This is a genomic window from Halomonas profundus (assembly GCF_020865425.1).
GTDB lineage: Bacteria > Pseudomonadota > Gammaproteobacteria > Pseudomonadales > Halomonadaceae > Vreelandella > Vreelandella titanicae.
Genome location: NZ_CP086344.1, coordinates 4111133 through 4134333, shown reverse-complemented (window position 1 = coordinate 4134333; position 23201 = coordinate 4111133). Strand labels below are relative to the sequence as shown.

At 52.6% G+C, this 23201-nt stretch carries 21 protein-coding genes; 18 read left to right on the top strand and 3 right to left on the bottom strand.

The genetic code is table 11. From position 1 onward, the window contains the following. Window positions 1-7 precede the first annotated feature (7 nt). The 10 genes from LMS44_RS18900 (at window position 8) to LMS44_RS18855 (ending at window position 10896) form a co-directional block, all read left to right on the top strand. The gene (locus LMS44_RS18900) at window positions 8-1207 is read left to right on the top strand and encodes an ATP-grasp domain-containing protein (RefSeq protein WP_498946072.1); all 1200 of its coding nucleotides are present in this window, start codon (window positions 8-10) and stop codon (window positions 1205-1207) included. A 34-nt stretch (window positions 1208-1241) separates the two neighbouring features. After that, window positions 1242-1868, top strand: coding sequence for a class I SAM-dependent methyltransferase (locus LMS44_RS18895; protein WP_498946070.1), 627 nt, complete (start codon window positions 1242-1244; stop codon window positions 1866-1868). Beyond that, a complete protein-coding gene (locus LMS44_RS18890; RefSeq protein ID WP_498946068.1) occupies window positions 1865-2797 on the top strand; it encodes a polysaccharide deacetylase family protein in 933 nt (310 codons plus the stop codon). Before LMS44_RS18895 ends, LMS44_RS18890 begins: the two co-directional genes overlap by 4 nt. A gap of 86 nt (window positions 2798-2883) precedes the next feature. Beyond that, entirely contained in the window at window positions 2884-3993 is a 1110-nt protein-coding gene (locus tag LMS44_RS18885) for a PLP-dependent aminotransferase family protein (RefSeq protein ID WP_498946066.1), read from the top strand. Window positions 3994-4004: 11 nt separating this feature from the next. Then, window positions 4005-5921: a beta/alpha barrel domain-containing protein gene (locus tag LMS44_RS18880; protein WP_498946064.1), complete on the top strand. Its 1917-nt coding sequence runs from the start codon at window positions 4005-4007 to the stop codon at window positions 5919-5921. Window positions 5922-5930: 9 nt separating this feature from the next. Further along, window positions 5931-6995, top strand: a complete 1065-nt coding sequence (pseI, locus tag LMS44_RS18875; RefSeq protein ID WP_498946062.1) for a pseudaminic acid synthase — start codon at window positions 5931-5933, stop codon at window positions 6993-6995. 783 nt (window positions 6996-7778) lie between these two features. Then, window positions 7779-8456 carry a hypothetical protein gene (locus LMS44_RS18870; RefSeq protein ID WP_498946060.1) on the top strand — a complete coding sequence of 226 codons (678 nt, stop codon included), beginning with the start codon at window positions 7779-7781 and terminating at the stop codon, window positions 8454-8456. Between the two features lie 166 nt (window positions 8457-8622). Beyond that, entirely contained in the window at window positions 8623-9393 is a 771-nt protein-coding gene (locus tag LMS44_RS18865; RefSeq protein WP_498946058.1) for an amino acid ABC transporter substrate-binding protein, read from the top strand. An 82-nt stretch (window positions 9394-9475) separates the two neighbouring features. Continuing rightward, complete coding sequence (locus LMS44_RS18860; protein WP_035538134.1) at window positions 9476-10144, top strand: amino acid ABC transporter permease; 669 nt, start codon at window positions 9476-9478, stop codon at window positions 10142-10144. Next, a complete protein-coding gene (locus LMS44_RS18855; RefSeq protein ID WP_027956927.1) occupies window positions 10141-10896 on the top strand; it encodes an amino acid ABC transporter ATP-binding protein in 756 nt (251 codons plus the stop codon). Before LMS44_RS18860 ends, LMS44_RS18855 begins: the two co-directional genes overlap by 4 nt. Before the next feature lie 60 nt (window positions 10897-10956). On the opposite strand, the gene LMS44_RS18850 is transcribed toward LMS44_RS18855, so the two are convergent. From LMS44_RS18850 to LMS44_RS18840, 3 genes are all read right to left on the bottom strand, one after another. Then, entirely contained in the window at window positions 10957-11310 is a 354-nt protein-coding gene (locus LMS44_RS18850; protein ID WP_022521973.1) for an HVO_A0114 family putative DNA-binding protein, read from the bottom strand. Next, on the bottom strand, window positions 11307-11657 hold the full coding sequence (locus LMS44_RS18845) for a toxin-antitoxin system TumE family protein (protein ID WP_022521974.1): 351 nt from the start codon (window positions 11655-11657) through the stop codon (window positions 11307-11309). Before LMS44_RS18845 ends, LMS44_RS18850 begins: the two co-directional genes overlap by 4 nt. 631 nt (window positions 11658-12288) lie before the next feature. Continuing rightward, window positions 12289-14265, bottom strand: coding sequence for a sensor domain-containing diguanylate cyclase (locus LMS44_RS18840; RefSeq protein ID WP_476488499.1), 1977 nt, complete (start codon window positions 14263-14265; stop codon window positions 12289-12291). Between the two features lie 295 nt (window positions 14266-14560). On the opposite strand from LMS44_RS18840, the gene rpsT reads away from it, so the two are divergent. The 8 genes from rpsT to LMS44_RS18800 all read left to right on the top strand — a co-directional run bounded on the left by rpsT (window position 14561) and on the right by LMS44_RS18800 (window position 23044). After that, complete coding sequence (gene rpsT, locus LMS44_RS18835) at window positions 14561-14827, top strand: 30S ribosomal protein S20 (protein WP_022521977.1); 267 nt, start codon at window positions 14561-14563, stop codon at window positions 14825-14827. An 84-nt stretch (window positions 14828-14911) separates the two neighbouring features. Then, the gene (gene murJ, locus LMS44_RS18830) at window positions 14912-16495 is read left to right on the top strand and encodes a murein biosynthesis integral membrane protein MurJ (protein WP_476488498.1); all 1584 of its coding nucleotides are present in this window, start codon (window positions 14912-14914) and stop codon (window positions 16493-16495) included. Window positions 16496-16561: 66 nt separating this feature from the next. After that, window positions 16562-17674, top strand: a complete 1113-nt coding sequence (gene ribF, locus LMS44_RS18825) for a bifunctional riboflavin kinase/FAD synthetase (RefSeq protein ID WP_159177330.1) — start codon at window positions 16562-16564, stop codon at window positions 17672-17674. After that, complete coding sequence (gene ileS, locus LMS44_RS18820; protein WP_022521980.1) at window positions 17658-20513, top strand: isoleucine--tRNA ligase; 2856 nt, start codon at window positions 17658-17660, stop codon at window positions 20511-20513. Before ribF ends, ileS begins: the two co-directional genes overlap by 17 nt. A gap of 58 nt (window positions 20514-20571) precedes the next feature. Continuing rightward, window positions 20572-21069 (top strand): signal peptidase II, encoded by a 498-nt coding sequence (gene lspA, locus LMS44_RS18815; protein ID WP_053857186.1) that lies wholly within the window; start codon window positions 20572-20574, stop codon window positions 21067-21069. 35 nt (window positions 21070-21104) lie between these two features. Continuing rightward, the gene (gene fkpB / locus LMS44_RS18810) at window positions 21105-21551 is read left to right on the top strand and encodes an FKBP-type peptidyl-prolyl cis-trans isomerase (protein ID WP_022521982.1); all 447 of its coding nucleotides are present in this window, start codon (window positions 21105-21107) and stop codon (window positions 21549-21551) included. An 11-nt stretch (window positions 21552-21562) separates the two neighbouring features. Next, a complete protein-coding gene (ispH, locus tag LMS44_RS18805; RefSeq protein WP_009287532.1) occupies window positions 21563-22567 on the top strand; it encodes a 4-hydroxy-3-methylbut-2-enyl diphosphate reductase in 1005 nt (334 codons plus the stop codon). Window positions 22568-22648: 81 nt separating this feature from the next. Further along, window positions 22649-23044 (top strand): type IV pilin protein, encoded by a 396-nt coding sequence (locus LMS44_RS18800; protein WP_317890281.1) that lies wholly within the window; start codon window positions 22649-22651, stop codon window positions 23042-23044. Window positions 23045-23201 lie beyond the last annotated feature (157 nt).

The window sequence follows — 23201 nt, the reverse complement described above, 5'->3', positions numbered from 1 at the left end:
TCGAATTATGAAAGAACGATTACTGTTCGTTGCGGCAGGCCAAGCACAGGCGTCGGCCATACGAGACGCGCGTTCTGCTGGCCATTATGTGGTGGCTATGGATGGTTCCACTGTTGCGTCAGGTCTAGCTGAGGCAGATCAATATAGAGTGGCTAACATTCTTGATCCGGATAAAATCATAGAGGTATTCAAGGAAACCGGCTCAGAGGCCATTGTCAGTATCTCCTGTGAAGCTGCGATGGAGGCCGTTGCCATCGCGTGTAAAAAATTGGGTATTTCCGGTATCCCGCTAGAAGCAGTGCAGGTATCCCGCAACAAGTTACGTCAACGTGAAATAATTCGCACCGCTGGCCTTTTAACACCCCGCTTTCGGTTGGTTAATACGGTCGATGAGGCCATGCAAGCCTGGGGTGACTTTCAGAATGAGGCTTGCATTGTGAAACCAGTAGATGCCTCCGGGAGCCGGGGCGTTAGTTTTGTTAACTCACAGCAGGCCGTGTCCACTGCAATGGCACTTGCATTTGAGAACTCCCTTTCGGGACAGGCTTTGTTGGAGACATTCATCCCGGGAAGGGAGTACAGCGTTGAAGCTTGGGTTGTGGATACCGAAGTGCATGTGCTGGCAACCTCCGAAAAAGTGCGCACGGATCCACCATACATGTTGGATCGCCAAGTACATTTTCCGGATTTTCTGACAGAAGAGCGCCGCAAAGCGATGATTGATCATGCGGTTAAAGCTATCCAAGCTTGTGGCTTCCGTAACTGCCCGGTGCATCTAGAATGTATCGACTCTGAAAAAGGGCCTATGATTGTCGAGCTCTCAGCCCGTGGAGCTGGGTTCAAGGTTTTCACTGAAATGTTGCCCCGCGTGGCAGGCCTGTCCACAATTAAGGCAAGTATCGAAACCGCGCTTGGCAAGCGTCCCGACCTCACGCTTAGTCCGTCCCTATCGGCTGCCACGCTGGCCTTTATTGATCCTGAGCCGGGGTTATTTAGGGCTGCACATGGTATTGAAACCGCACGGGCTTTACCTGGCGTGGCTGAAATAGAGATCTATGTCACCCCAGGAGAGTCATTGAATACACTGCGCTCGGGCAGTGACCGAGTTGGGCATATTGTAGTGTATGACACGGATCCGGTGACTTGCCGGGAGACGGCTCAAAAGGCGCTCGATTTAATCCGGCTTGAAGTTGAGGCCTTTAGTTGATCTTGTTTACGTTTACCCTAAGGCACTGTTAATCATGAGAGACGAGGATAAAAGCACTATTGTTTCCCGTTATAGGAAGCGCTTAGGTGAGTATGGCCCGGGTATTCAAGCCCTAGCCTCAGGCAGCGTGGAGCGACGAGACATCCGTTTCAGCGTTTTGAGTTCAATAGGTGATCTTAATGGATGTCGGTTACTCGATTTAGGGTGTGGTTTGGGAGACTTTTACGCCTGGTTGCAAAAACAAGGTGTTCAGGTCTCCTATACTGGCTATGACATTACCCCCGAGTTGGTTGACTTTGCCGTAAAGCGTTTTCCGAAAGCGTCGTTTGAAGTACGTGACATCCAGACGCAGGGGATTCCAGAACGTTTTGACTACATCGTATCTTCGCAGACATTCAATAACCGCCTCAGTCACGATGACAATTTCGACGTCATGAAGGATGTACTCCAGATTTGTTACGAGGCCTGTGACGTGGCGGTAGCGATTGACATGATGACGTCCTATGTCGATTTCCGAGAGGATCACCTGTATTACTATCAGCCAGAAGCGATTTTTAGCTATGCAAAGACGCTGACTAAGCGTGTTTCTCTGCGGCATGACTACCCTGCTTTTGAATTCGCTATCCTACTGTACAAGGATTTTTCCGGCTGGAAGACATGATTGAACGCACCCTAAATATTGCTCTGACTTTTGATGCAGAAATGGACGCTTTCGACACGAGTATCGCAGCCCCCGATACTTTGGAGTGGCGGGGCATTGAGCAGGGTATTCCTCTGATTGACAGCATTTTGGCTGAACACCGGGACTCACTGGGTAAGCGCGCCTGTGCCACTTGGTTTGTGCGCTGTGATGATCAGATTGAATGGATGACTGGTAGCAGTGCCCATCTATTGAAGCGTTACCAGAACATCTGGACCCGGCATCAGGAAAAGGGAGACGAAATTGCATTTCATCCGCATCTTTACTGCCAGGAGGCCGGAAGGTGGAGGCAAGATAAAGACCCTATAACGCTGCGTGAGCAAATCTTCAGGTCTATTGAGGCGATGAGAGGCGCTGGATTTCACACAGTTGTTTCGCGCATTGGAGAAGCGTTCTGTTCCAATGCCGTAATGAGTGCTCTTGAAGAAGCTGGTATACGTTATGACTCAACCGCGATGCCGGGACGTGTTCGCGAAGATGGAGAACGTAACCTCAACTGGGCCGCTACACCGACACATACTTATTCTCCCTCAGAGAAAGATTATCGTGTGCCAGGAGAGCATGAAAGACCCCTGAAGGAGATTCCAATGAGTATGTTGGAAACCCTAGCAGACTACGACCAAGCACCTTGCCGGCGTTACCTTGACCTGAGCTTCCATACCCGCGCCCTCCATAGAGGCATTCCAGCGCTGGTGGCGAGTGCGGATACCATAGTCACTGTAACTCATCCTTCGGCGGTGCTTCCCGGGAATGAGCCTCATGGCTTGCTCTCTTTTAGCCAAGAGATATTTGCGGACAACCTCCGCGCCTTGCTTCAAGAGAGTTCTAAGCAAGGCAGGCCGGTTAGATTCATCACTTTGCGTGACATCTCTTTCGATAATTTGTCGTAAGTAAAGCCACTTTTACTCCGAAAGCAGGCTTGCTTTGGTTGGTTGTACGTAAACCAGGAATACTATGATTCAGAGGTAGGTATCACATGAGTGCTGACACCAAAAGCCGCCTTGAACAAGTGCTTGCTGAACGCTTGGAGCGTAAGCATTGCATTTTGACCGGACGGGGAGCCAGCGCTATTCACATTGCGCTTCGCGCTCTGCAACTGAAACCGGGAAAAGTCATCGTGCCTGCTACTGCCTGTGTTAGCCCGGCCAGTGTCCCACTATTCTCAGGGCATCAACCCATTTTTTGCGATATCAGTCTGCAGGACTTCAACATGTGTCCGCATTCGTTACGCCAAGTTTTGAATGACCACCCCGATGCAGTGGCGATTATGCCCGTCCACCTTTATGGCCATCCAGCGCCACTAAACGAAATCCTGGTATTGGCAGAAGAATATAAACTGCCGGTCATCGAAGACGCAGCGCAAGCTTTCGGTGCCAGCTATCAGGGAAAGCCAGTAGGGGCCTGGGGTGATATTTCCGTAGTGAGTTTTGGGCATACCAAGACGCTTGATGTGGGATGGGGAGGGGCTGCATTAACCGATGACAACGAGCTTGCCACACAGTTACGACATGAAGCTGCCCTGTTGCCTACCCAGCCGTTGCATATAAATAGACTGTTTAGTGAATGGCGCCAAGTTTATTACTCTCTTATTGCTTTGACAGAGGTTAACCCAGACTTTAATGCCCTCTTTTTGCCTTTGCCTGACATTTTTCGAGAAATGTATTTATTTGCTTTTGAAGAAGACAAGGCTCAATCAATTTTAGAGGCTTTGCAGCAGTTGGATGATATCGTCTCGGAAAGACAGGCAAATGCCCAGGCCTATCGAACTGCGCTGCAGCATCCTGCTCTGCAGCATCAGGATCTTGATGAGCAATCTGCACCTTGGCGTTACAGCTTTCTCGTTCCTAACGGACTACAAAAGCCTATTACACAAGCCTTGCGTGCGGCGGATATTGATGTGAGCAACTGGTACCCGCCCTTGTATCATTGGTACGCCTCGGGTCGGATGCAAAATCAGGGTTTATTTCCCAATGCCGACCACCTCGGGGCTAATGTTATCAACCTCTGGGTCAACCCTGGTCTTCCCAAATATCGCATTGAACAGACCACCGATATTATTCACGATGTACTCTCCCGACATCTTTGAGATTGTTGACAATGCCTGAACGCCAAAAAGCACATATACTCGACTGCACCATCCGTGATGGCAGCTACGTGGTAGATTTCCAGTTCACCAAAGAAGACACTTATATCGTAGCGAAAGGTCTGGCTACGGCCGGGATCGGGCACATCGAAGTTGGGCATGGTTTGGGTCTGGGGGCCAGCCGCAGCAAAGGTACCGCTGCTGAATCGGATGAAGAATACATTCGTGTAGCCTGCGAGGCAGCCAGAGGAGCAGCGAAAGTAGGCAGCTTTTTTATCCCTGGCATAGGCCATGAGGATGATATCAGGGCTGCTCATGATGCTGGGTTGGGGTTCATCCGCCTTGGCATGGATGTGGATGACTTTGCGAAGCTTGAACCTTACGTTGATCTGGCCAAAACCCTGGGCCTGGAAGTCTGGGGTAACATGATGAAAACCTATCTTGTGACGCCTAAAGAATTTGGCCGGATTGCAGAACAGGTTGGAGACTTCGGTGTCGATGTCATTGCTCTGGTGGACTCCGCCGGTGGTATGACACCGGACGATGTCTCCAACTACACACTAGAAGCCCGAGCAAGAACCCGAACCCCTTTAGCTTTTCATGGCCATGATAACCTCACACTGGCAGTTGCCAATTGTCTACGCTTTATTGAAGCGGGGGGGCTCTACGTAGATGGCAGTTTAGCAGGATTGGGGCGCAGTGGTGGCAATGCCGCCACTGAGCTGCTGGCCGTATTGCTAAGCAGAAATAACGCGCTTGAGCGTCCTGTGGACTGGCAGTATCTAATCGAGTTTGCAGACTCTGTCATGGAACTCTGTGCTCCTGGGCATGTTCGGCCTAGAGCGGCGGAAATTGCCACAGGCCTTAATTATTTTCACTCCGGTTTCAGTGGCGTGGTAGAAGCTGCCCTTCAGGAAACAGGAGCTTCGCTATATAAAACACTGCTTCATCTGCCTAAAAATTCGCGGAAAACGGTCTCATCTCAGGCCGCTTTGTCCGCAGCCCGGAAGTCGCTAGAAAGCCAGTCTCCTAGAATCCCTGCCTCTGGGGCATCGTTTGAGCGTTTGGAGCGTACACAGCCCAAAACGTTAGAAGAGCTTGCCGAACGCCTGCGAGTTGATCGTGGAAAGTTCCCTCAACCCAGAGTGATGACCATTGCTTACGTACCCGACCTGACACAGCCCCGTTTTGGTCCGTTGCGAAAGAACGCTGGAAGCATTGTGGCCCATATCGAAGTGGGTGGCCTCCAAACTTACAACAAAGTGAAAGCGCACCTAGGCGAGGTCGCTGAATTCTGGCTTCTAGACAATAAACTAGCCAGGTTATTGCCGCATTCAAAAGCTTCTAACCACTACCTTTATGATGACGATGACGTCATCGCGCAGGCATTAGCCGACACGATGCAAATGTTGGGTATCAAAGAAGCCTCTTTGATAGGGTGCGATCTTGTTGGAATACACAAACTTGAGAAGAATGTCAGACTCTGTCAAGTAACTGAACCAGTTGATGCCATTGTGGCATGTGATCCCTCCCATCCCGCTGGGTCTGAGGTAATTGACCGGGTGCGCGATGGCGGTGCGGTTCTAGTGCTACGTCCTGGCGCACTATCATCGGCTGGACTTAATACCGCTCACGAGCGGGGGGTGATCATAAGGCGTCTGGACTGTGGTGCTGCACTCGTTGCTGAAGTGGAACGCATTCTCGCGACCCATAAGCAATTTCAGAGTGGTGCAGGCAGCCGTAAGCTACCTAACGGGCACTCTATCGTTGCGGGAGGGGTCATTGGTAGGCAAGGGGATATAGTCGTCGATGACTGGCGGAAACCCAGCTTTGTTCTCGGAATAGCTGATGGAGTCGGTGGTATTCGTCCTGTAGAAGGCGAAACCTTAAACAAGATGCAAGAATGGATCATTCAGGATAGAAACCTTTAGGCGTTTTTTATGACTAACACAAAGTTCGTTAAAACTATGCAAAGCAATAGTTCGCAGTCACCATTGATTATTGCCGAACTCTCCGGCAATCATAACCAATCGCTCCAACACGCTTATGAATTGATTGATGCTGCGGCCCGCTGTGGCGTAGATGCAATTAAACTGCAAACTTATACTGCTGATACCATCACCCTTGATATCAATCGTGATGAGTTTGTAGTCAACAACCCTGAAAGTGCTTGGCATGGCCGTACATTACACTCGCTCTACGAGGAAGCCCACACCCCCTGGGACTGGCATGCTGCCTTAATCGAACGTGCAGAAAGCCATGGCCTTGCATGGTTTAGTAGTCCATTCGATTTTACCGCGGTGGACTTTCTGGAAACATTGGGTCCGGCCTGTTACAAAATTGCCTCACCCGAGCTAGTGGATTTGCCACTGATCAGAAAATGCGCTCGTACTGGACGGCCGCTTATTATGTCAACGGGTATGGCTTCAATTGAAGAGATTGCAGAGGCCGTACAAACTGCACAGGACGCGGGATGCGTCGCGCCTGTACTGCTCAAATGTACCACTTCTTATCCCTCTAGCCCTGAAAATTCAAATGTGCGCACCATTCCTCATTTGGCCGAGCTTTTTGATCTTAAGGTGGGATTGAGTGATCACACTCTGGGCATTGGGGCCGCTATTGCCGCGACAGCTATGGGCGCAACCGTTATTGAAAAGCACCTCACCCTCCGGCGTGCTGATGGTGGACCCGATGCCCACTTCAGCCTTGAGCCAGAAGAAATGGAGGCATTAGTTACCGAGTGTCACCGAGCATGGCTGTCCCTTGGAGCAGTCCAATACGGTCCAACAAGTCCTGAAAAAAGTTATCTGCCAGGGCGTCGGTCACTCTACATTACCAAAGACATGAGGCCCGGTGAGGCATTAACTGAAAGTAATCTTCGCAGTGTACGGCCCGGATTTGGTTTGAAACCTAAGTATTACGATTTGTTACTCGGCAAGAAGGTCAACAAAGTGGTCAAGGCCGGGACAGCTGTGGATTGGAATCTAATCATGAATGATTCTTGATAGGCCAACGGCAAATACAATGCACCAGCCGTACGAAATTACGCGCTTTAGCCAAGGAAAAAGGAAATGATGATCCCGACTTCTTCATTGGACAGGCATGAAAACGAAGATAGAGGGTGGCGACCTCTCGGGTAATCGAAACGTTTCGGCAAGAAAAGTTCCAAAACGGCGTTCACTATGTGGAAAGTTTATCCGTCTGGCCATAAGCCTGTAATGGCTAGATTCGCATTAAATTTAGCAGGGATGCCGTCACCAACGATACCTATAGCCTGATACTTAGTGGAGCGAACGAATCGCGACCTTATCGCTCCGACGTCACCCAATCTTCAGTAGCAATGTATTGGGAGCTTGGTGATGCTGCTTTGTTGTATGTTTCGTCAGCTAGAGTTTTTGATAGCATTTCCTGTTTCAACCGTTGCGCTAGCGATTTGAGCATCTGTAAATAGATTCGTTTCAATCAGCCTCGTGCAACGTCTTCGCGGGCGATTTCGGCAAGGGTCCGCTCCTCTATCGATAAGTGAAGCTGGCGTTCAATACGTCTTTCAAAGCGACAGCGCACCAAAAATAGTGTATTGCCGGTTGCTCCATAGTCGCTATATTTTTCTTGAGTGTATCTAAGTGCCTCACCGACCAGCTTGCTTCTTCTAAAACCTCTGCCACTAATTACTTAGCCTTCAAAATTGATCTTCCTGGCATTTGCTCGATAATGAGTAGTCATCTTCGGCACTCGCCACCTTGTGGGTGCCCCAATTGTACGTTCCTAACTGGGCGGGAAAACACCCCATGGATCCGCAAAAACTGGCGGTAACCTTAGCGATTGCTGCAGGTTGGTTGAGTTTCAACAGCCTGGTCGTTGGCATGTATTTCTTACTAAGCGGTAGAGGCGTACTCGAAGGCGGAATGTGGCGTGGCGGAGAGTGGCTAAGACTTGGGCAGCCAGCGCCAGCCGATGAGAGCAATGAAATTCCCGCTGAGCCCCTTGCTGTTGCTAAACAGGTGAATACCTCCTCTACGTTACCCGAGAATGAAGATAGCGTAGAGGAGGTGGCACCTGTAGAGGCAGAAGAGAGCACTCATGTACTGTTTGTGATGTTTGATCAACCGGATATCGCACTCAACAAAAAGCTGTTCTCGAGCCTGCAAAAGTGGGAGGCCCACTACGATGATGCCTTTCAGGTTTATAGCGTGCCAGGCGTTACCCCGCAAAACCCATTGCGGGTTACCAATGCCTACCCGCCTGGATTGATGCCATCTCCAGAAGCCTTTCAGCAAGAAGAGCATTTGATCGGTGGTGTAAGCGTCATCCTCCAAAAGCCAAAGCGCAGGCGCGGGTTTGATAAGGTACAGTTGGAAAAACTGGTTACGTTTACTCAGGAGTTGGCAGCGCTGGGTGGAGGCGTGCTAGATGCCGATCGCCAAACCGCTACCCTTAAAACGTTTCAGGCCATTCGCCACAAATAGCCATACATCACGGTGTGACTGCATATTCAATAAAAGAATAAAAATTATCTTTAATATTCTTTTGTATGCTTTTGTCGTAGAGGTAAACTAGCAGCCATCAATGCCTCATGATTATTTGTGTGGCTATTCGGATCGTCGGGATATCGACTAACGAGGAAACAGACTCATGCCACTACCAGCTAAGTTAACTACTACCCTTGCGGCGCTTTCGTTGAGTGTTGCCAATGGGTTTTTCGCCGCTTCTGCCCAAGCCGATACGCTCCGGGTGGGCATGTCCGGCGGTTATTTCCCCTTTACCTTCGTTGAGCAAGACGAGCTCAAAGGCTTTGAAGTTGATGTCATGAATGCCGTGGGTGAGATCACCGGTGATGATATCGAGTTCGTCACGGCTAGCTTCTCGGGCTTGGCGGGGATGCTTGAATCTGGTCGTATCGACACCATTGCCAATCAGATCACCATTACCCCGGAGCGCGAAGCGAAGTACGTGTTCACTTCGCCTTACGTGTATGACGGCGCGCAGGTCGTGGTACGGGCAGGCAGTGACACCATTGAAGGTGTTGAAGATTTGTCCGGCAAAAGCGTGGCCGTCAACCTGGGCTCGAACTACGAGCAGTTATTGCGTGAGCAGCCCAATGCCGATGAAATCGACATTCGCACCTATGAGTCCAATATCGAACAGGATGTGGCGCTGGGCCGGGTAGAGGCCTTTGTGATGGACCGCGTGAGTGCTACACAGGTCATTAAAGAGAAAGGCTTACCGTTAGAGCTGGCGGGGCAGCCGTTCTCGACCATTGAGAACGCATTGCCGTTCCGTGATGATGAAGCGGGCCGTGAGCAGCGCGACCGTGTCGATGCAGCGCTGAGTGAGTTGCGTGAGAATGGCGAGCTGCGTGAGATATCGGAAAAGTGGTTCAATACTGATATCACCCAGCCCTAAACGCTGAACTGATCCGTTCAACGCGGCCGTGGCATTGCCACGGCCGTTTGCTTATAAGCGATTTAGCCTATGTTTAATTATCATGCTTAACCTCGAATACATGTGGGGGCTGCTGCCGGTTCTGTTGCGCTACTTGCCGCTCACCCTTCAAATGGCAACGATTGCCATGTTCTTTGCGCTGATTCTGGCGTGCCTGCTGGCGGTAGTTCGCGTATCGAAAGTGCCGTTCTTAAATGGCTTCTCACTGCTGTTTATCTCGTTTTTCCGGGGTACGCCGCTGCTGGTTCAGCTGTTCCTGTTCTATTATGGCCTACCACAACTGATTAGCGCCTTGATCTCGATTACCGGCGTTACCGCCGCCGTGCTAGGCCTGACGCTGCACTTCTCTGCCTATATGGCCGAATCCATTCGTGCGGCGATTGTCGGGATTGATCGCAGCCAGACTGAAGCCGCGCTTTCCATCGGGATGACCCAGTCGCAACTGATGCGGCGCATTATTCTGCCCCAGGCAACCCGCGTGGCAACGCCGACGCTGATGAACTATTTCATCGACATGATCAAAGCGACCTCGTTGGCCTTTACGCTGGGGGTGACCGAGTTGATGGGCGCTACCCAAAAAGAGGCCGCGGGCAGCTTCCTCTATTTAGAAGCATTCCTGCTGGTGGCGCTGATTTATTGGGCGATTGTGGAAGTGCTCTCTTGGGGGCAGCGCCGGTTAGAAATTTATCTGAATAAGGCCTACCAACGATGATTTCGCTGCAAGGCATTACCAAGCGTTTTAGTGGCCATACGGTGTTTAAAGATATCGACTTGAGTCTTGCTCAGGGCGAGATCATTGTGATCATTGGGCCTTCCGGTACAGGTAAATCGACGTTGCTGCGCTGTATCAACTTTCTTGAACGCCCTGATGCAGGCCGTTTGCAGGTGGGTGATTTGAGCGTTGATACCCAGCGTGCCAGCCGGGCAGATATCCTGGCATTGCGCCGGCGTACCGCCTTTGTATTTCAGAACTACGGCCTGTTCGCCAACAAAACCGCGCTGGAGAATATCAGCGAGGGGATGATCGTGGTGGATAAGTTGCCGAAAGCGAAGGCCCATGCACGGGCAAGAGAGATCCTTGAGCGCATCGGCCTGGCAGACAAAGCAGATGCTTATCCCGCTTCGCTCTCCGGCGGCCAGCAGCAACGAGTGGGTATTGGTCGTGCCATGGCCGCCAACGCCGACGTGATTCTTTTTGACGAGCCCACCTCTTCACTTGACCCTCAATGGGTAGAGGAAGTATTGAGCCTGATGAAACAGTTAGCGGTAGAGCGCCAGACGATGATCGTGGTCACCCACGAGATGCAGTTCGCCCGGGAAGTAGCGGATCGGGTTGTCTTCATGGACGAGGGCGGCATCGTCGAGGAAGCGCCTCCTGAAGAGTTGTTCACTGCACCCAAAGATGAGCGAACGCGCCATTTCTTGCGCAAAATTTTAGCGCCCACGGGGCAGGCTGTGCCTTAAATGCTGAATACAGTTACTATCCGCGGTGCACCGCTAAGAAAAATGCCTGTTTTGCACTTTTTACATTAACGTGACTTCAAAGCTATCGGCAGTAACCACAGGGGTCTTGGCATGTCGTGGGCCTTCTTGGATTTCCACTAAGCCATAATCGCCCATCTTTTTAATGGTGCGACTCAAACTTTCTTTTCGACGCCCGGTTATCTCAGCAAGCTCCCCTAATGATTGCGGCTTGCAGCGCCGAATCGTTTTGAGAAGTTCAAGGTTTTTCGTGTTTAACAGACGAGACATGGACTCGACACTATCAAACCATACCTTAGGCTCATCAGGAGCAGGTTTATAGAAACCTTTGGCAATTGAGATTGTGCGCTCACGGAATTCATCACGGTTCATGATGCCGATCTTGACGGTTGTCATATTCCTTCCTCTCGGAGTATTTCGTCGACATGCTTCCAAAAGTCTTCAATCAAGTGAGCCGCAGAATCAAAGAAGTAATCACTGACAACGCTGCGATAATGGCGGTGATCCCACTCTTCGCGTCGTCCCGCAAACTTTCTGCGTTTGATTTTTGGAGCATGTGCGTTGTCAAAGCCAAGTAGCCGTGTCCCGCTCTTATGATGCAAGGTCAAGCTATATTTTATTCCATGGGGGATGTTCGGTGTTGCCTCGACTCGCCGCACCTCAAACTTGACCCAAAAATCACCTTGGATGCCGTACTGAGTTCCATCGAGCGCTAATAAAGTATCTAGCCCTTGATCATCCATACGCTCCTTCCCTATTTCATAGATGAAATATAGTAGGGTTGATTGTAGATGTCAATGGTTGGGTGTGGAGTTGCGCCTATCTACGAGCCGGGCTTGAGCTGCTATCAGGCACTCTGGACGACGAACATGCTGGGTCGATTTGCAATACGCGCTGGCGATTTTGGACTGGTGGCACGCCCGTGCTGCACTTGTTGGTTGAGTTCAGGCCATTGGGCCCAGCAAACATCCGCAAGCGGGGATGTCTCATCCATTAGGTAACCTTGAGCTTCATTCCTATGGGAGCTTTATGCTTAGCAGGCGCTTTCTTCAGAACCTGCGTGCTGCCATCGGGACGTGTTTCAACAAGTTCACCGTCGATGATTTCCACTATGTGTTGACCGCTGCTCAACGAGACCTGATAAGCGCGTCGCGTGTGACGCGTCGATTGGGCTGCAAGTCGTTGTTCTTAATCATGTTTAATCGCCATGGGCTCACCTCGTTGCTTGTATCTTGCTATCATATTATAGTTCAAGCACTGGATAGTAAGCGCTAGTGGTCATGTTTATTCTGCGCACTATATCGAAGTACCCATAATTGGCAATTACAGCAGTGTTTTGGCTGTGTAAGCTGTACCTTCGAGCACGTAATCCTGCTACGCCGCGTTAACGACTACTTGATTACGGCCGTTTTCTTTAGCCTGATATAACCCTATATCAGCACGTTTTAGGGCAGGCTTAAGTGCTTTTTCGTTGTCTAGAATAGTCGTTACCCCTAGTGAAGCAGTCAGCCAAAGTGCCTGTTCGGCGTGCTCAGCTGTGACGTTAATGGGGGTAACTGCCGTTGTTCTGCGTATTCGCTCGGCCACCTGTTCCGCTTGAGAAAGCGAGGTATTGGGAAGCAAAATAGCAAACTCTTCGCCGCCCACTCGGCATAGCAAGTCTTCCTGGCGAAGCAGTTTGGTTACTATTTTGGTGAAGTTTTTCAGTACGTCATCGCCTGCGTCATGTCCGTACGTATCGTTAATGTGCTTAAAGTGGTCAATATCAATGGCGATGAACGCGATTGGGAGATTTTGCCTTCGCGCCCGGGATATTTCAGTCGTTGCTTGGGCCTGTAAATAGCGCCGATTGAAGACCCCCGTTAAGGGGTCGGTCATGGCTTGGGCGCGTAGTTTCTCTTCCAGCTCTTTGCGCTCGGTAAGGTCAAAGACGGTAGCGCGCGAATGCACAAACTGACCATTGCGGCAGAAGGCTGAGGCTTGAATCATGACGTGACGCTGCTCGCCGTTTCGGGTTAGCAGGCTGCATTCAGCGCTACTGGGTTGATTTTGTTTTACGTTTGCGAAAGCTTTATCAAACTGATCACGGGTTTCTGGCGTGATCAATTCTCGATAAGTGATGTGACCAATAACTTCTTCGTCGGTGTAGCCTAGCCAAGCGAGCTCGGTGCGGTTCATTTTGATCACTCGCCCTGTGGCATCGAGCGAGTGGTAGCCGCAGGGGGCGTTTTCATAAAGATCGCTGACTTCATGAGCGTGGCGCTGAGCCGCCCTACGTAGTTGGCGCTGACGCTGGCTGCTGAGAGCCCAGAATATTCCAAAGGCGACGGCGACACCGTAGGTCAACAGTAGAAACCAGAGCACGGTGGTCTCTTCTTCTATTAAGGATCGCCAAGTAGGTAGTGGTAATGTCACGCCCAGCTTCCAAGGGTAGTAAGCGTTTTCGCTGAAAACAGTACCCGCTAGGCTACGGTAGCGCTGAGTGCGTATATCTTCAGTCTGAAAGCGTAATAGCTGACCATCGACCTTGGCATGACCTGTGTTGCGCTGCTGCATGGCTTGCCAATAGAGAGGTGAAAGGGCGGCAAAGTCGCTGCCAAAGCTCGTCGTATTTAATGGCGGGAAGCCTTCATCGAGCAGCCATCGTCCTTGGGCGTCGATTAAAATCGCATTGGCATCTTGGTCAAGCAACATGGCCTGACGTAGGGCGCTGGTAAGGTAATCCCAATTGAGGCTCAAAAGCACCACGCCGCGGCGTTCCCCTGCTGCATCAAAAACAGGGGTAGATACATTGACCACAGGAATCACGTCGCGACCCATTAGCTCAAAGTGGAGGTTACGGCCCGGTGGCGAGATATAAAGATCGCGTGGCTGCAGTGAAGAGGCTCCTTTGAAATAGTCGGTATAGGCATGATAATTGGCATTCACGCGGGGCCCCGTTTGAATACTTTTAGGTGCACGGAGTACTTCGCTGCCATGATTATCAATGAGTACCAGCTTGGTATAGCGAGGGTTGTGGCTGATCAACGTGTTTAGAAAGGTTGAAAGTTGCGATAAGTCGCTAAGCGAATAAGGCTGGGCTGATATCGACGAGTTGTCCTGTGCTGCCAGGTACCGCCTTAACGCAGGCATTTCGGCAATCGCCAGCGCGTAATTTAGGCTTTCATTAATATCGCGGGTTAGTGCCTCCTGGCCAGCTTTCAATAAGGCATCTGCTTCGGTATGCAGGCTATCTAGTCGGGACTCCATATGGACATGGAGCACAGGCAGCAACGTTGTCGATACGAGGATCAACGGTATGCAAATGGCTAGTAGTAAGCGAGTGTGTAAACGCCGCAATGACACTGACATGTTTCCTTTGAGTAGGTCTGCGCCGGGCAGCCTGCTTTTAAAGTTATACGTTGTACTTGTAAAGGCGTAGCTAGCAAGCTCGCCAAGCGCGTGATAGACTACGCCATCCTCTCAGACAAGTCCCGTGAGCGGGCAGCTTATTTCGACTGCCTGCTACACACTTTGGTAGGGTGATACGCCTGCCAAATCAATTGGTTGTTGCGGAAACGTCGTGCTGTGGCAGCACAGCAGACGAACACATATTTAATTTCGTTGCCGTTTTATCGGCAACCCTTATTCTCCAAGGAGATACCCTGTGGCGAACAGCAAGCAAGCTCGCAAGCGCGCCCGCCAGGCCGAGAACCGTCGTGTCCTGAAATCCAGCCAGCGCAGCATGGTCCGCACCTACATCAAGCGTGTAGTGAAAGCGATCGGCACCGGCGACCACGCTAAGGCAATGGAAGAGTTCAAGGCAATGCAACCGGTCGTTGACCGTATTGCAGACAAAGACGTGCTGTCTAAGAAGAAAGCAGCTCGCCTGAAGAGCCGTTTGAACAAGCGTATTAAGGCACTGGCGGCGTAAGCCGGCAGGCGCCATAAAAAAACCGGCTGCGGCCGGTTTTTTTGTGTCTGGATGATTTTTCTAGATGATTTTTCTGGATAGCTTATGACAGCGAAGAAAGCACCCAACACATCCCCAGGCACCACAGTCGTGCGTCGCGGGCTAATGCGCTCGGGGCTTGTAGTCAGTGCCATGACCATGCTGTCGAGAGTGATGGGGCTGGCGCGTGATGTGGTTATCGCTACCTTCTTAGGGGCAGGGGATGGCGCTGATGCGTTTTTCGTGGCGTTTAAGATCCCTAACTTTCTGCGCCGTCTGTTTGCCGAAGGGGCTTTCAACCAGGCTTTCGTACCCGTGCTTTCAGAGTACTCCACCCAGCGTAGTCGGGAGGAGATACGCGCGCTGCTGAATGCCACTGCCGGTAGCTTAGCGGCGGTGCTGGCGCTAATTACCGCCGTGGCGATGCTCTGTGCGCCGTGGCTGATTTGGGTATTTGCCCCTGGGTTTGGCAGTGAGCCGGACAAGCTGGCGCTGACCGCGGATATGCTGCGCTTAACGTTTCCCTATTTACTGCTGATTTCGCTCACCGCGTTTTCCGGTAGCGTACTGAATACCTGGAACCGCTTTGCGGTTCCCGCGTTTACCCCGGTGCTGCTTAACCTTTCGCTGATTGGTGCGGCGCTGTTTTTAATGCCGCTAATGGAAGAGCCCGCCATGGCGCTCGCCTGGGGCGTGTTGATCGCCGGAGCGGCCCAGTTGGTTTTTCAGGTGCCGTTTTTGCTGCGATTGGGATTGATGCCTACTCCCTGGCCTAATTTTGCTCATGAGGGCGTGCGACGCATACTGAAACTCATGGGGCCTGCGCTGTTTGGGGTATCTGTGTCGCAAATTAACCTGCTGTTGGATACCGTTTTGGCGTCATTGCTGGCGGCGGGCAGCGTGTCGTGGCTTTACTACTCGGATCGTTTAGTGGAACTGCCGCTGGGCGTGTTTGGGGTGGCCATTGGTACCGTGATTTTACCGGCACTTTCTAAACGCCATGCTGACCAGTCCAAGGAGCACTTTGCTGCGATGCTTGATTGGGCGATCCGCATTGTATTGCTGTTAGGCTTGCCTGCGGCACTGGCGCTGGCGGTGCTGGCCGAGCCGCTGTTAATCACGCTGTTTCATTACGGAGCGATGACCGACAACGACATCCAGATGGCGGCCATGAGTCTGCGTGCTTATGCCTTTGGCTTGGTAGCCTTTATGCTGATCAAAGTATTGGCACCGGGATTTTTTGCTCGCCAAGACACCAAAACCCCGGTGAAGGTAGGCATTATCGCCATGGTCGCTAATATGGTGTTTAACCTACTGCTGATTTGGCCGCTGGCCCATGCCGGATTGGCGTTAGCTACCGCGCTTTCTGCGTTCTTGAACGCGGGCCTGCTGGGTTACTTACTGCATAAGCAGGGAGTGTTGGTCTTTCAGCCGGGCTGGAAGCGCTATTCGGTGCAGTTACTAGGTGGCAGCGGGCTAATGTGCGCGGCCCTCTATTTTATTGCGCCCGACTGGCAGGCTTGGCTCGCGTTTGGCCTTTGGCAACGGATAAGCTGGGTCACCGGGCTAGTGATACTGGGCGGCTCGCTGTACTTTGCGTGGCTGGCGGCACTGGGTTTGCGCGTTCGTCATTTAAAAATGCACTCATAACACTGCATCCTGGGGTGTGGGTTCGTTATAATCAGAGGCTTTATGTCCTCCAACGGCTGAGGTGCCATGCGCGTCATTCGAGGTCTGCACAACTTGAGAGCGGCTCATCGTGGCTGCGTTGCCACCATCGGTAATTTCGATGGGGTGCATCGCGGTCATCAAGCCATCCTGCAGCAGTGCCGAGAGCATGCGGCGCGCTGGAGTGTGCCGTTAACAGTGGTGGTGTTCGAGCCCCAGCCGCGTGAATTTTTTGCTGGTGATCAAGCTCCACCGCGTTTAACCCGGTTGCGCGAGAAAGTACGGCTGCTCCGCGATTTTGGCACTGAACAGGTTCTCTGCTTGCCGTTTAACGATGCGCTGCGCAGCCTTACCGGGCGTGAGTTTATCGATCAGGTGTTGATTGATGGGCTAGGCGTTAAGCACTTGGTCGTGGGCGATGATTTTCGCTTCGGCTGCGACCGCCGCGGTGATTTTGCTCTGCTGGCGGAGGTCGGGAGCGAACAGGGGTTTGGCGTAGAGCACACGCGTACTTTTACCGTGGATGACGAGCGGGTTTCCAGTTCTCGGGTGCGTACGCTGCTTGCCAGCGGCAATTTTTCTGCTGCTGCGCGTTTGCTGGGCCGCGCCTATTCGTTACATGGCCGAGTGGTGCGCGACCAGCAGTTGGGGCGCACCATTGGTGTACCGACTGCCAATTTGCCGCTGATGCCCCAGCCATTAACGCTGCGTGGGGTTTATGCGGTGGTGGCTGAGCTTGAAAATGGCGAGCGCTACCCAGCAGTGGCGAATGTGGGCTTCCGCCCTACGGTGGGTTCGGAACGGCCAACGCTGGAGGTGCACCTGCTGGATTTTAAAGGTGATCTCTACGGCCAACGCATGACGGTGTTTCCCTGCGCGCGCCTGCGGGGCGAGGTGAAGTTTGACAACCTTGAGGCACTTAAAGCGCAAATTGAACGTGACCAGGCCCGCGCTCGCCACTATTTAACGGCGGCAATAGGTGGGCAAAACAGCGCTGACCAAGAGAACGCTGAACAGGACTATTCGCTTCCGCTGGCCTCGGCCCCGCTTGGGCGTGAGGCCATGTCTTCAAGTGCAATGTCTTCAAATGCGGTGTCTTCAAACACGATTCCTTCTGATTCTTCTTCGGCGGATGATGCCGCCGATGCTAACAACGGCTGACCAGACCATGGATTATAAGCACACGCTGAATTTGCCTGAAACTGATTTCCCCATGCGCGGCATGCTGCCAAAGCAGGAACCAGGGCGGGTTTCCCAGTGGCAGGATATGAACATTTACCAGCGCCTGCGGGAAGCGCGCGCGGGCGCGCCGCTGTTTGTGCTGCACGATGGCCCTCCCTACGCCAACGGCAGTATTCATATTGGTCACGCCGTTAATAAGATCCTTAAAGATATTATCGTTAAATCGAAGAATTTAGCCGGCTTTGATGCGCCTTATGTGCCCGGCTGGGACTGCCACGGCTTGCCCATTGAGCACAAAGTAGAAACCACTCACGGCAAGAACCTGGCGCCGGAACATGCCCGTGAGCTTTGCCGTGAATACGCTGGCGCCCAAGTTGAAACACAACTGGCCGACTTTGTTCGTTTGGGCATTATTGGCGATTGGGATCACCCATACCGCACTATGGATTTCGCCAACGAAGCGAGCGAGATTCGTGCTTTGGCCGAGATGGTCGACGCGGGTTACGTGTTTAAAGGTTTGAAGCCGGTCAACTGGTGCTTTGACTGTGGTTCGGCGCTGGCGGAAGCCGAAGTCGAGTACGCTGATAAGAAATCCGACGCCATCGACGTCGCTTTCCCGGTAGAAGATGCCGACAAGCTCGCCGCCGCCTTTGGCTTAAGCGAACTGGCCAAGCCTGCGGCAGTGGTGATCTGGACTACCACGCCGTGGACCATTCCGGCCAACCAGGCGCTCAACGTTCACCCTGAGTTCACCTATGCACTGGTCGATACTGGCGAGCGTTTGCTGCTGCTGGCGGAAGAGTTGGTGGAGAGCTGCCTGGAGCGCTTTGGCCTGCAAGGCGAGGTAATTGCTACGACCCAGGGCAAAAACCTCGACCTGATCAATTTCCGTCACCCATTCTACGATCGGCTCTCGCCAGTCTACCTGGCAGAGTACGTCGAGTCTGAGGTGGGTAGCACCGGTATCGTTCACTCCGCGCCCTCTTACGGTATGGATGACTTTATCACCTGCCGCGAGCATGGCATGGAGTTTGATGACATGCTCAACCCGGTGCAGGGAAATGGCGTTTACGTTGACGACCTGCCGTTCTTCGGCGGCCAGATGATTTGGAAGGCCAACCCGCATATCGTCGAAAAACTGCGCGAAGTGGGTGCGCTAATGGCGTATATCCCGATCAAGCATAGCTACATGCATTGCTGGCGCCATAAAACGCCGGTGATCTACCGTGCCACGGCGCAGTGGTTTGTGGGAATGGACATCAAAGGCAAAGATGGCAAAACCCTGCGTGAACGTGCCCTTGAAGGTATTGAAGCCACGGCGTTTACGCCTGCCTGGGGCCAGGCGCGCCTGCACAGCATGATCGCCAACCGCCCGGATTGGTGTATCTCGCGCCAGCGTAACTGGGGCGTGCCGATCCCGTTCTTCCTACACAAGCAAACCGGTGAGCTGCATCCGCGCACCGTTGGGTTGATGGAAGAGGCGGCCAAGCGCGTTGAGCTGGAAGGCATCGATGCCTGGTTCAAACTCGACCCGGCAGAGCTGCTGGGTGCTGAAGCGGCGGATTACGATAAAGTCACCGATACCCTGGATGTCTGGTTCGACTCTGGCACCACCCACCGCCACGTACTTCGCGGCTCGCACCCCCATGGCCACGAAAGCGGCCCGCGGGCGGACCTCTACCTGGAAGGCTCCGACCAGCACCGTGGTTGGTTCCACTCATCGCTGCTCACCGGTTCAGCGATTGATGGCCATCCGCCGTATCGTCAGCTGCTGACCCACGGCTTTACCGTCGATTCCCAGGGCCGCAAGCAGTCCAAGTCGCTGGGCAATGTGGTCGCGCCCCAGGAAGTGATGGACAAGCTGGGCGGCGATATTCTGCGCCTGTGGGTCGCCTCCACCGACTACTCTGGCGAAATGGCCGTTTCTGACGAAATTTTGAAACGCACCTCTGATGTGTATCGGCGGATTCGTAACACCGCTCGCTTCCTGCTGTCGAACCTTAACGGGTTTGATCCAGAGAAAAACCAGGTAGCGTTTGACGATATGCTGGCACTGGATCAGTGGGTGGTGGATCGAGCGCACCAATTGCAGGCGCGGATCGAAAAAGCCTACGAAGAGTACCGCTTCCTGGATGTTTACCAGCAGGTGCATGGTTTCTGCGCCCGGGAACTGGGTGGCTTCTATCTGGATGTGATTAAAGACCGCCAGTACACCACGCAAACCGATTCGCTGGCGCGGCGCAGTGCACAAACCGCGCTCTATCACGTGGTGGAAGCGCTGAGTCGTTGGATTGCGCCGATTCTCTCCTTTACCGCTGAGGAGATTCACGAAAACATCCCCGGTAAGCGAGGCGACAGCGTGCTGCTGGAGACTTACTACACTAACCTTGGCAGCCTGGAAGAAAATGCTGAACTGGGTCGTGCTTTCTGGGAGCAAGTGCTGGAAGTCAAGCACTCGGTCAACAAGTGTCTTGAAGATGCCCGTAATGCCAAAGTCATTAAAGGCAGCTTGGCAGCTGAAGTCACGCTGTATGTCAGCGATGACCTGCAGGCGACTCTGGCTAAACTGGGTGATGAACTGCGCTTTGTGATGCTAACCAGTGAAGTGACGCTTAAGCCCTTGTCTGCTGCGAGTGATGCAGAAGCGACCGAGCTGGATAGCTTGAAAGTCGCGGTTAAAGCCAGCGACAACACCAAGTGCGAACGTTGCTGGCACCATCGTCCCGATGTAGGCACCTATGCGGACCACCCGGATCTGTGTGGACGCTGTATCAGCAATCTTCCCGAAGGTAGCGGTGAGATTCGTTACTATGCTTGATAAAAACATAGCTAAAGAAACTAAAACACCGTCTGACGATGTCGACACACGGCCGCCAATGCAGCGGCCGCTGCGCTGGCTGTGGCTAGCTGTGGCAGTAATTGCCTTGGATTTGGTCACCAAATACGTGGCCAGTAGTCAGTTGGGCTATGCCCAGCCGGTCGAAATACTGCCGTTCTTTAACCTGACGCTGCTGCACAATACTGGCGCAGCGTTCAGCTTTTTAGCCACGCATCCTGGCTGGCAGCGCTGGTTCTTTGCGTTGATTGCTGTGGGAGCCAGCGTGGCGTTGACGGTGTGGCTTTCACGCATCAAACACGATGAAAAGTTACTGGCGATAGCGCTGCCGCTGATTATTGGCGGGGCGCTGGGGAATCTCTACGACCGCCTGGTGCATGGCTATGTGGTCGACTTTTTATCGTTTCACGTCGCTGGGTGGTACTACCCGGCGTTTAACGTGGCGGATATAGCGATTACCCTGGGGGCGGTCGCTTTAATCTGGGAATCCATTATGGGCGAGCGGCGGCGCAAAAAAGCGGCCAAGACTTCCCATTAATTGAACGTTGAGAACAACGTATATTGAGAACTGCTATGAGCGACTATCTGATCGATGAAGGCATGGAGGTGACGCTACACTTCACCTTAAAGCTGGAAGATGGCACTTTGGTGGACTCCACCAAAGACAAAGCACCGGCTACCTTCGAGTTTGGCGACGGAAATTTGCCGCCCGGTTTTGAGCATCCGATTAAAGGCTTGGCTGCGGGGCAGGAGGGTACCTTTCAGATAACCCCTGAGCATGCATTCGGCCAGCACAACCCGCAAAATATTCAAACCCTGAAGCGGGCAGATTTTGGCGATGAAGCCCCGGAAATTGGTATGGTAATGTCGTTTGCCGATAAAGCGGGAACGGAATTGCCAGGTGTGGTCAAAACCATTGACGGTGATCGTATCGAGGTGGATTTCAATCACCCGTTAGCAGGCCGCACGCTCACCTTTGAGGTCGAAGTGCTCGACGTCAAACCGGTGACAACGCATTAATTCACTAAGCGATGCCGCTTACGCATCAAGGCGCTACTATGCAAACGACGCAAGCACAGCCCATACAGATCAAGTTAGCCAATCCGCGTGGTTTTTGTGCCGGTGTGGATCGCGCGATTGATATCGTTAATCGCGCGTTGGATGTGTTTGGCCCGCCGATTTACGTGCGCCATGAGGTTGTGCATAACCGCTTTGTGGTCGAAACGCTGCGCGCTCGTGGGGCAGTGTTTGTTGAAGAACTGGATGAAGTGCCGGACGATGTCATCGTCATTTTCTCCGCCCATGGCGTTTCCCGTGCGGTGCAAGCCGATGCTGAGCGGCGGGGCTTGAAGGTATTCGACGCCACCTGCCCGCTGGTCACCAAAGTGCACTTGGAAGTATTGCGCTACGCCAAGCGTGGTCAAGAGTGCATTCTCATTGGTCATGAAGGCCATCCGGAAGTTGAAGGCACTATGGGGCGTTATGACACCTCCCACGGTGGGCGTATCTACTTGGTAGAGGATGAAGAAGACGTCGCTAAGCTGGAGGTGAATGATCCCTCAAAGCTGGCCTTCGTGACTCAAACTACGCTGTCGATGGATGATACCGCTAAGGTGATCGACGCGCTGCGCGATAAGTTTGCCGAGATTCAGGGGCCACGCAATGACGATATTTGCTACGCCACGCAGAACCGTCAGGATGCAGTACGTGAGCTAGCGGCCCAGAGCGATCTATTGCTGGTGGTGGGCAGCCCCAATAGCTCCAACTCTAACCGCTTGCGAGAACTTTCTGAGCGCATGGGCACGCCCGCCTACTTGATCGATAACGCTGACCAGATCGACCCCAAGTGGCTTGAGAACGTAGCGCGTGTAGGCGTCACCGCAGGCGCCAGTGCCCCTGAAGTATTGGTGAAAGGTGTGATTGCCAAGTTGCAGACCATGGGGGCTGCATTACCTGAAGAGCTACAGGGCCGCGAGGAGACCATTACTTTCTCTATGCCAAAGGAGTTGCGTGAAAAGGTGATCGCCAGCAGCTAACCATAGGCCTCGCAATGCAATGCGTATTGGTTTGCGACATACTAAAACGGTATGAGCCCACTAATACAGGAGCGAAGCCGCGTGTCTTATACCTCTCATCTTTCGACTGGCCGTTCTTTACTGAATGGCCAGCGCGGCTTCACCCTCATTGAATTGATGATTGTGCTGGTGATCATCGGTATCGTCGCCTCCATTGCCTACCCCAGCTATACCCGCTACGTGCAAAAATCAGTGCGAACCGACGCCCACGCAGGCCTTATGCAAGCCGCTTCAGAGCTTGAGCGCTGTTACACGCGCTCTTACAGCTATAGCGATTGCACCATCAGCGAGTTATCCCCCGAAAAAAATTATGAGATTGCTGAGAGTATTAACGGTGACGGCTACCTACTGACTGCGAGCACCGTTCAAGATGATGGCTGTGAAGAGGATATAACCTTAAGTTCGAGTGGCGAAAGGTTACCCAATGCCTGTTGGTGAGTTAAGGCGACAACGCTTTCAAAGTGTGGGCAACGCTGCCACTTCCAACTGTCCTGACTCTCCCTGCGAAATGACGTTAAACCCCACCCATCAAAGTGCTTCAGCTCCTTCTGTAACGCTGGTGATTAGCACATCGGACAGCCTTCGCAGGAAGGAG

Bases quoted from the DNA above. Each gene is read 5' to 3' on its own strand.
- LMS44_RS18855 (WP_027956927.1), top strand. From the start codon at position 10,141: ATGATTTCGCTGCAAGGCATTACCAAGCGTTTTAGTGGCCATACGGTG.
- LMS44_RS18865 (WP_498946058.1), top strand. From the start codon at position 8,623: ATGCCACTACCAGCTAAGTTAACTACTACCCTTGCGGCGCTTTCGTTG.
- LMS44_RS18885 (WP_498946066.1), top strand. From the start codon at position 2,884: ATGAGTGCTGACACCAAAAGCCGCCTTGAACAAGTGCTTGCTGAACGC.
- LMS44_RS18900 (WP_498946072.1), top strand. From the start codon at position 8: ATGAAAGAACGATTACTGTTCGTTGCGGCAGGCCAAGCACAGGCGTCG.
- fkpB (WP_022521982.1), top strand. From the start codon at position 21,105: ATGAGCGACTATCTGATCGATGAAGGCATGGAGGTGACGCTACACTTC.
- ileS (WP_022521980.1), top strand. From the start codon at position 17,658: ATGCTAACAACGGCTGACCAGACCATGGATTATAAGCACACGCTGAAT.
- LMS44_RS18860 (WP_035538134.1), top strand. From the start codon at position 9,476: ATGCTTAACCTCGAATACATGTGGGGGCTGCTGCCGGTTCTGTTGCGC.
- LMS44_RS18895 (WP_498946070.1), top strand. From the start codon at position 1,242: ATGAGAGACGAGGATAAAAGCACTATTGTTTCCCGTTATAGGAAGCGC.
- lspA (WP_053857186.1), top strand. From the start codon at position 20,572: ATGCAGCGGCCGCTGCGCTGGCTGTGGCTAGCTGTGGCAGTAATTGCC.
- pseI (WP_498946062.1), top strand. From the start codon at position 5,931: ATGACTAACACAAAGTTCGTTAAAACTATGCAAAGCAATAGTTCGCAG.
- LMS44_RS18850 (WP_022521973.1), bottom strand. From the start codon at position 11,310: ATGACAACCGTCAAGATCGGCATCATGAACCGTGATGAATTCCGTGAG.
- LMS44_RS18870 (WP_498946060.1), top strand. From the start codon at position 7,779: ATGGATCCGCAAAAACTGGCGGTAACCTTAGCGATTGCTGCAGGTTGG.
- murJ (WP_476488498.1), top strand. From the start codon at position 14,912: ATGACAGCGAAGAAAGCACCCAACACATCCCCAGGCACCACAGTCGTG.
- LMS44_RS18880 (WP_498946064.1), top strand. From the start codon at position 4,005: ATGCCTGAACGCCAAAAAGCACATATACTCGACTGCACCATCCGTGAT.
- LMS44_RS18890 (WP_498946068.1), top strand. From the start codon at position 1,865: ATGATTGAACGCACCCTAAATATTGCTCTGACTTTTGATGCAGAAATG.
- ribF (WP_159177330.1), top strand. From the start codon at position 16,562: ATGCGCGTCATTCGAGGTCTGCACAACTTGAGAGCGGCTCATCGTGGC.
- LMS44_RS18845 (WP_022521974.1), bottom strand. From the start codon at position 11,657: ATGGATGATCAAGGGCTAGATACTTTATTAGCGCTCGATGGAACTCAG.
- ispH (WP_009287532.1), top strand. From the start codon at position 21,563: ATGCCGCTTACGCATCAAGGCGCTACTATGCAAACGACGCAAGCACAG.
- LMS44_RS18840 (WP_476488499.1), bottom strand. From the start codon at position 14,265: ATGTCAGTGTCATTGCGGCGTTTACACACTCGCTTACTACTAGCCATT.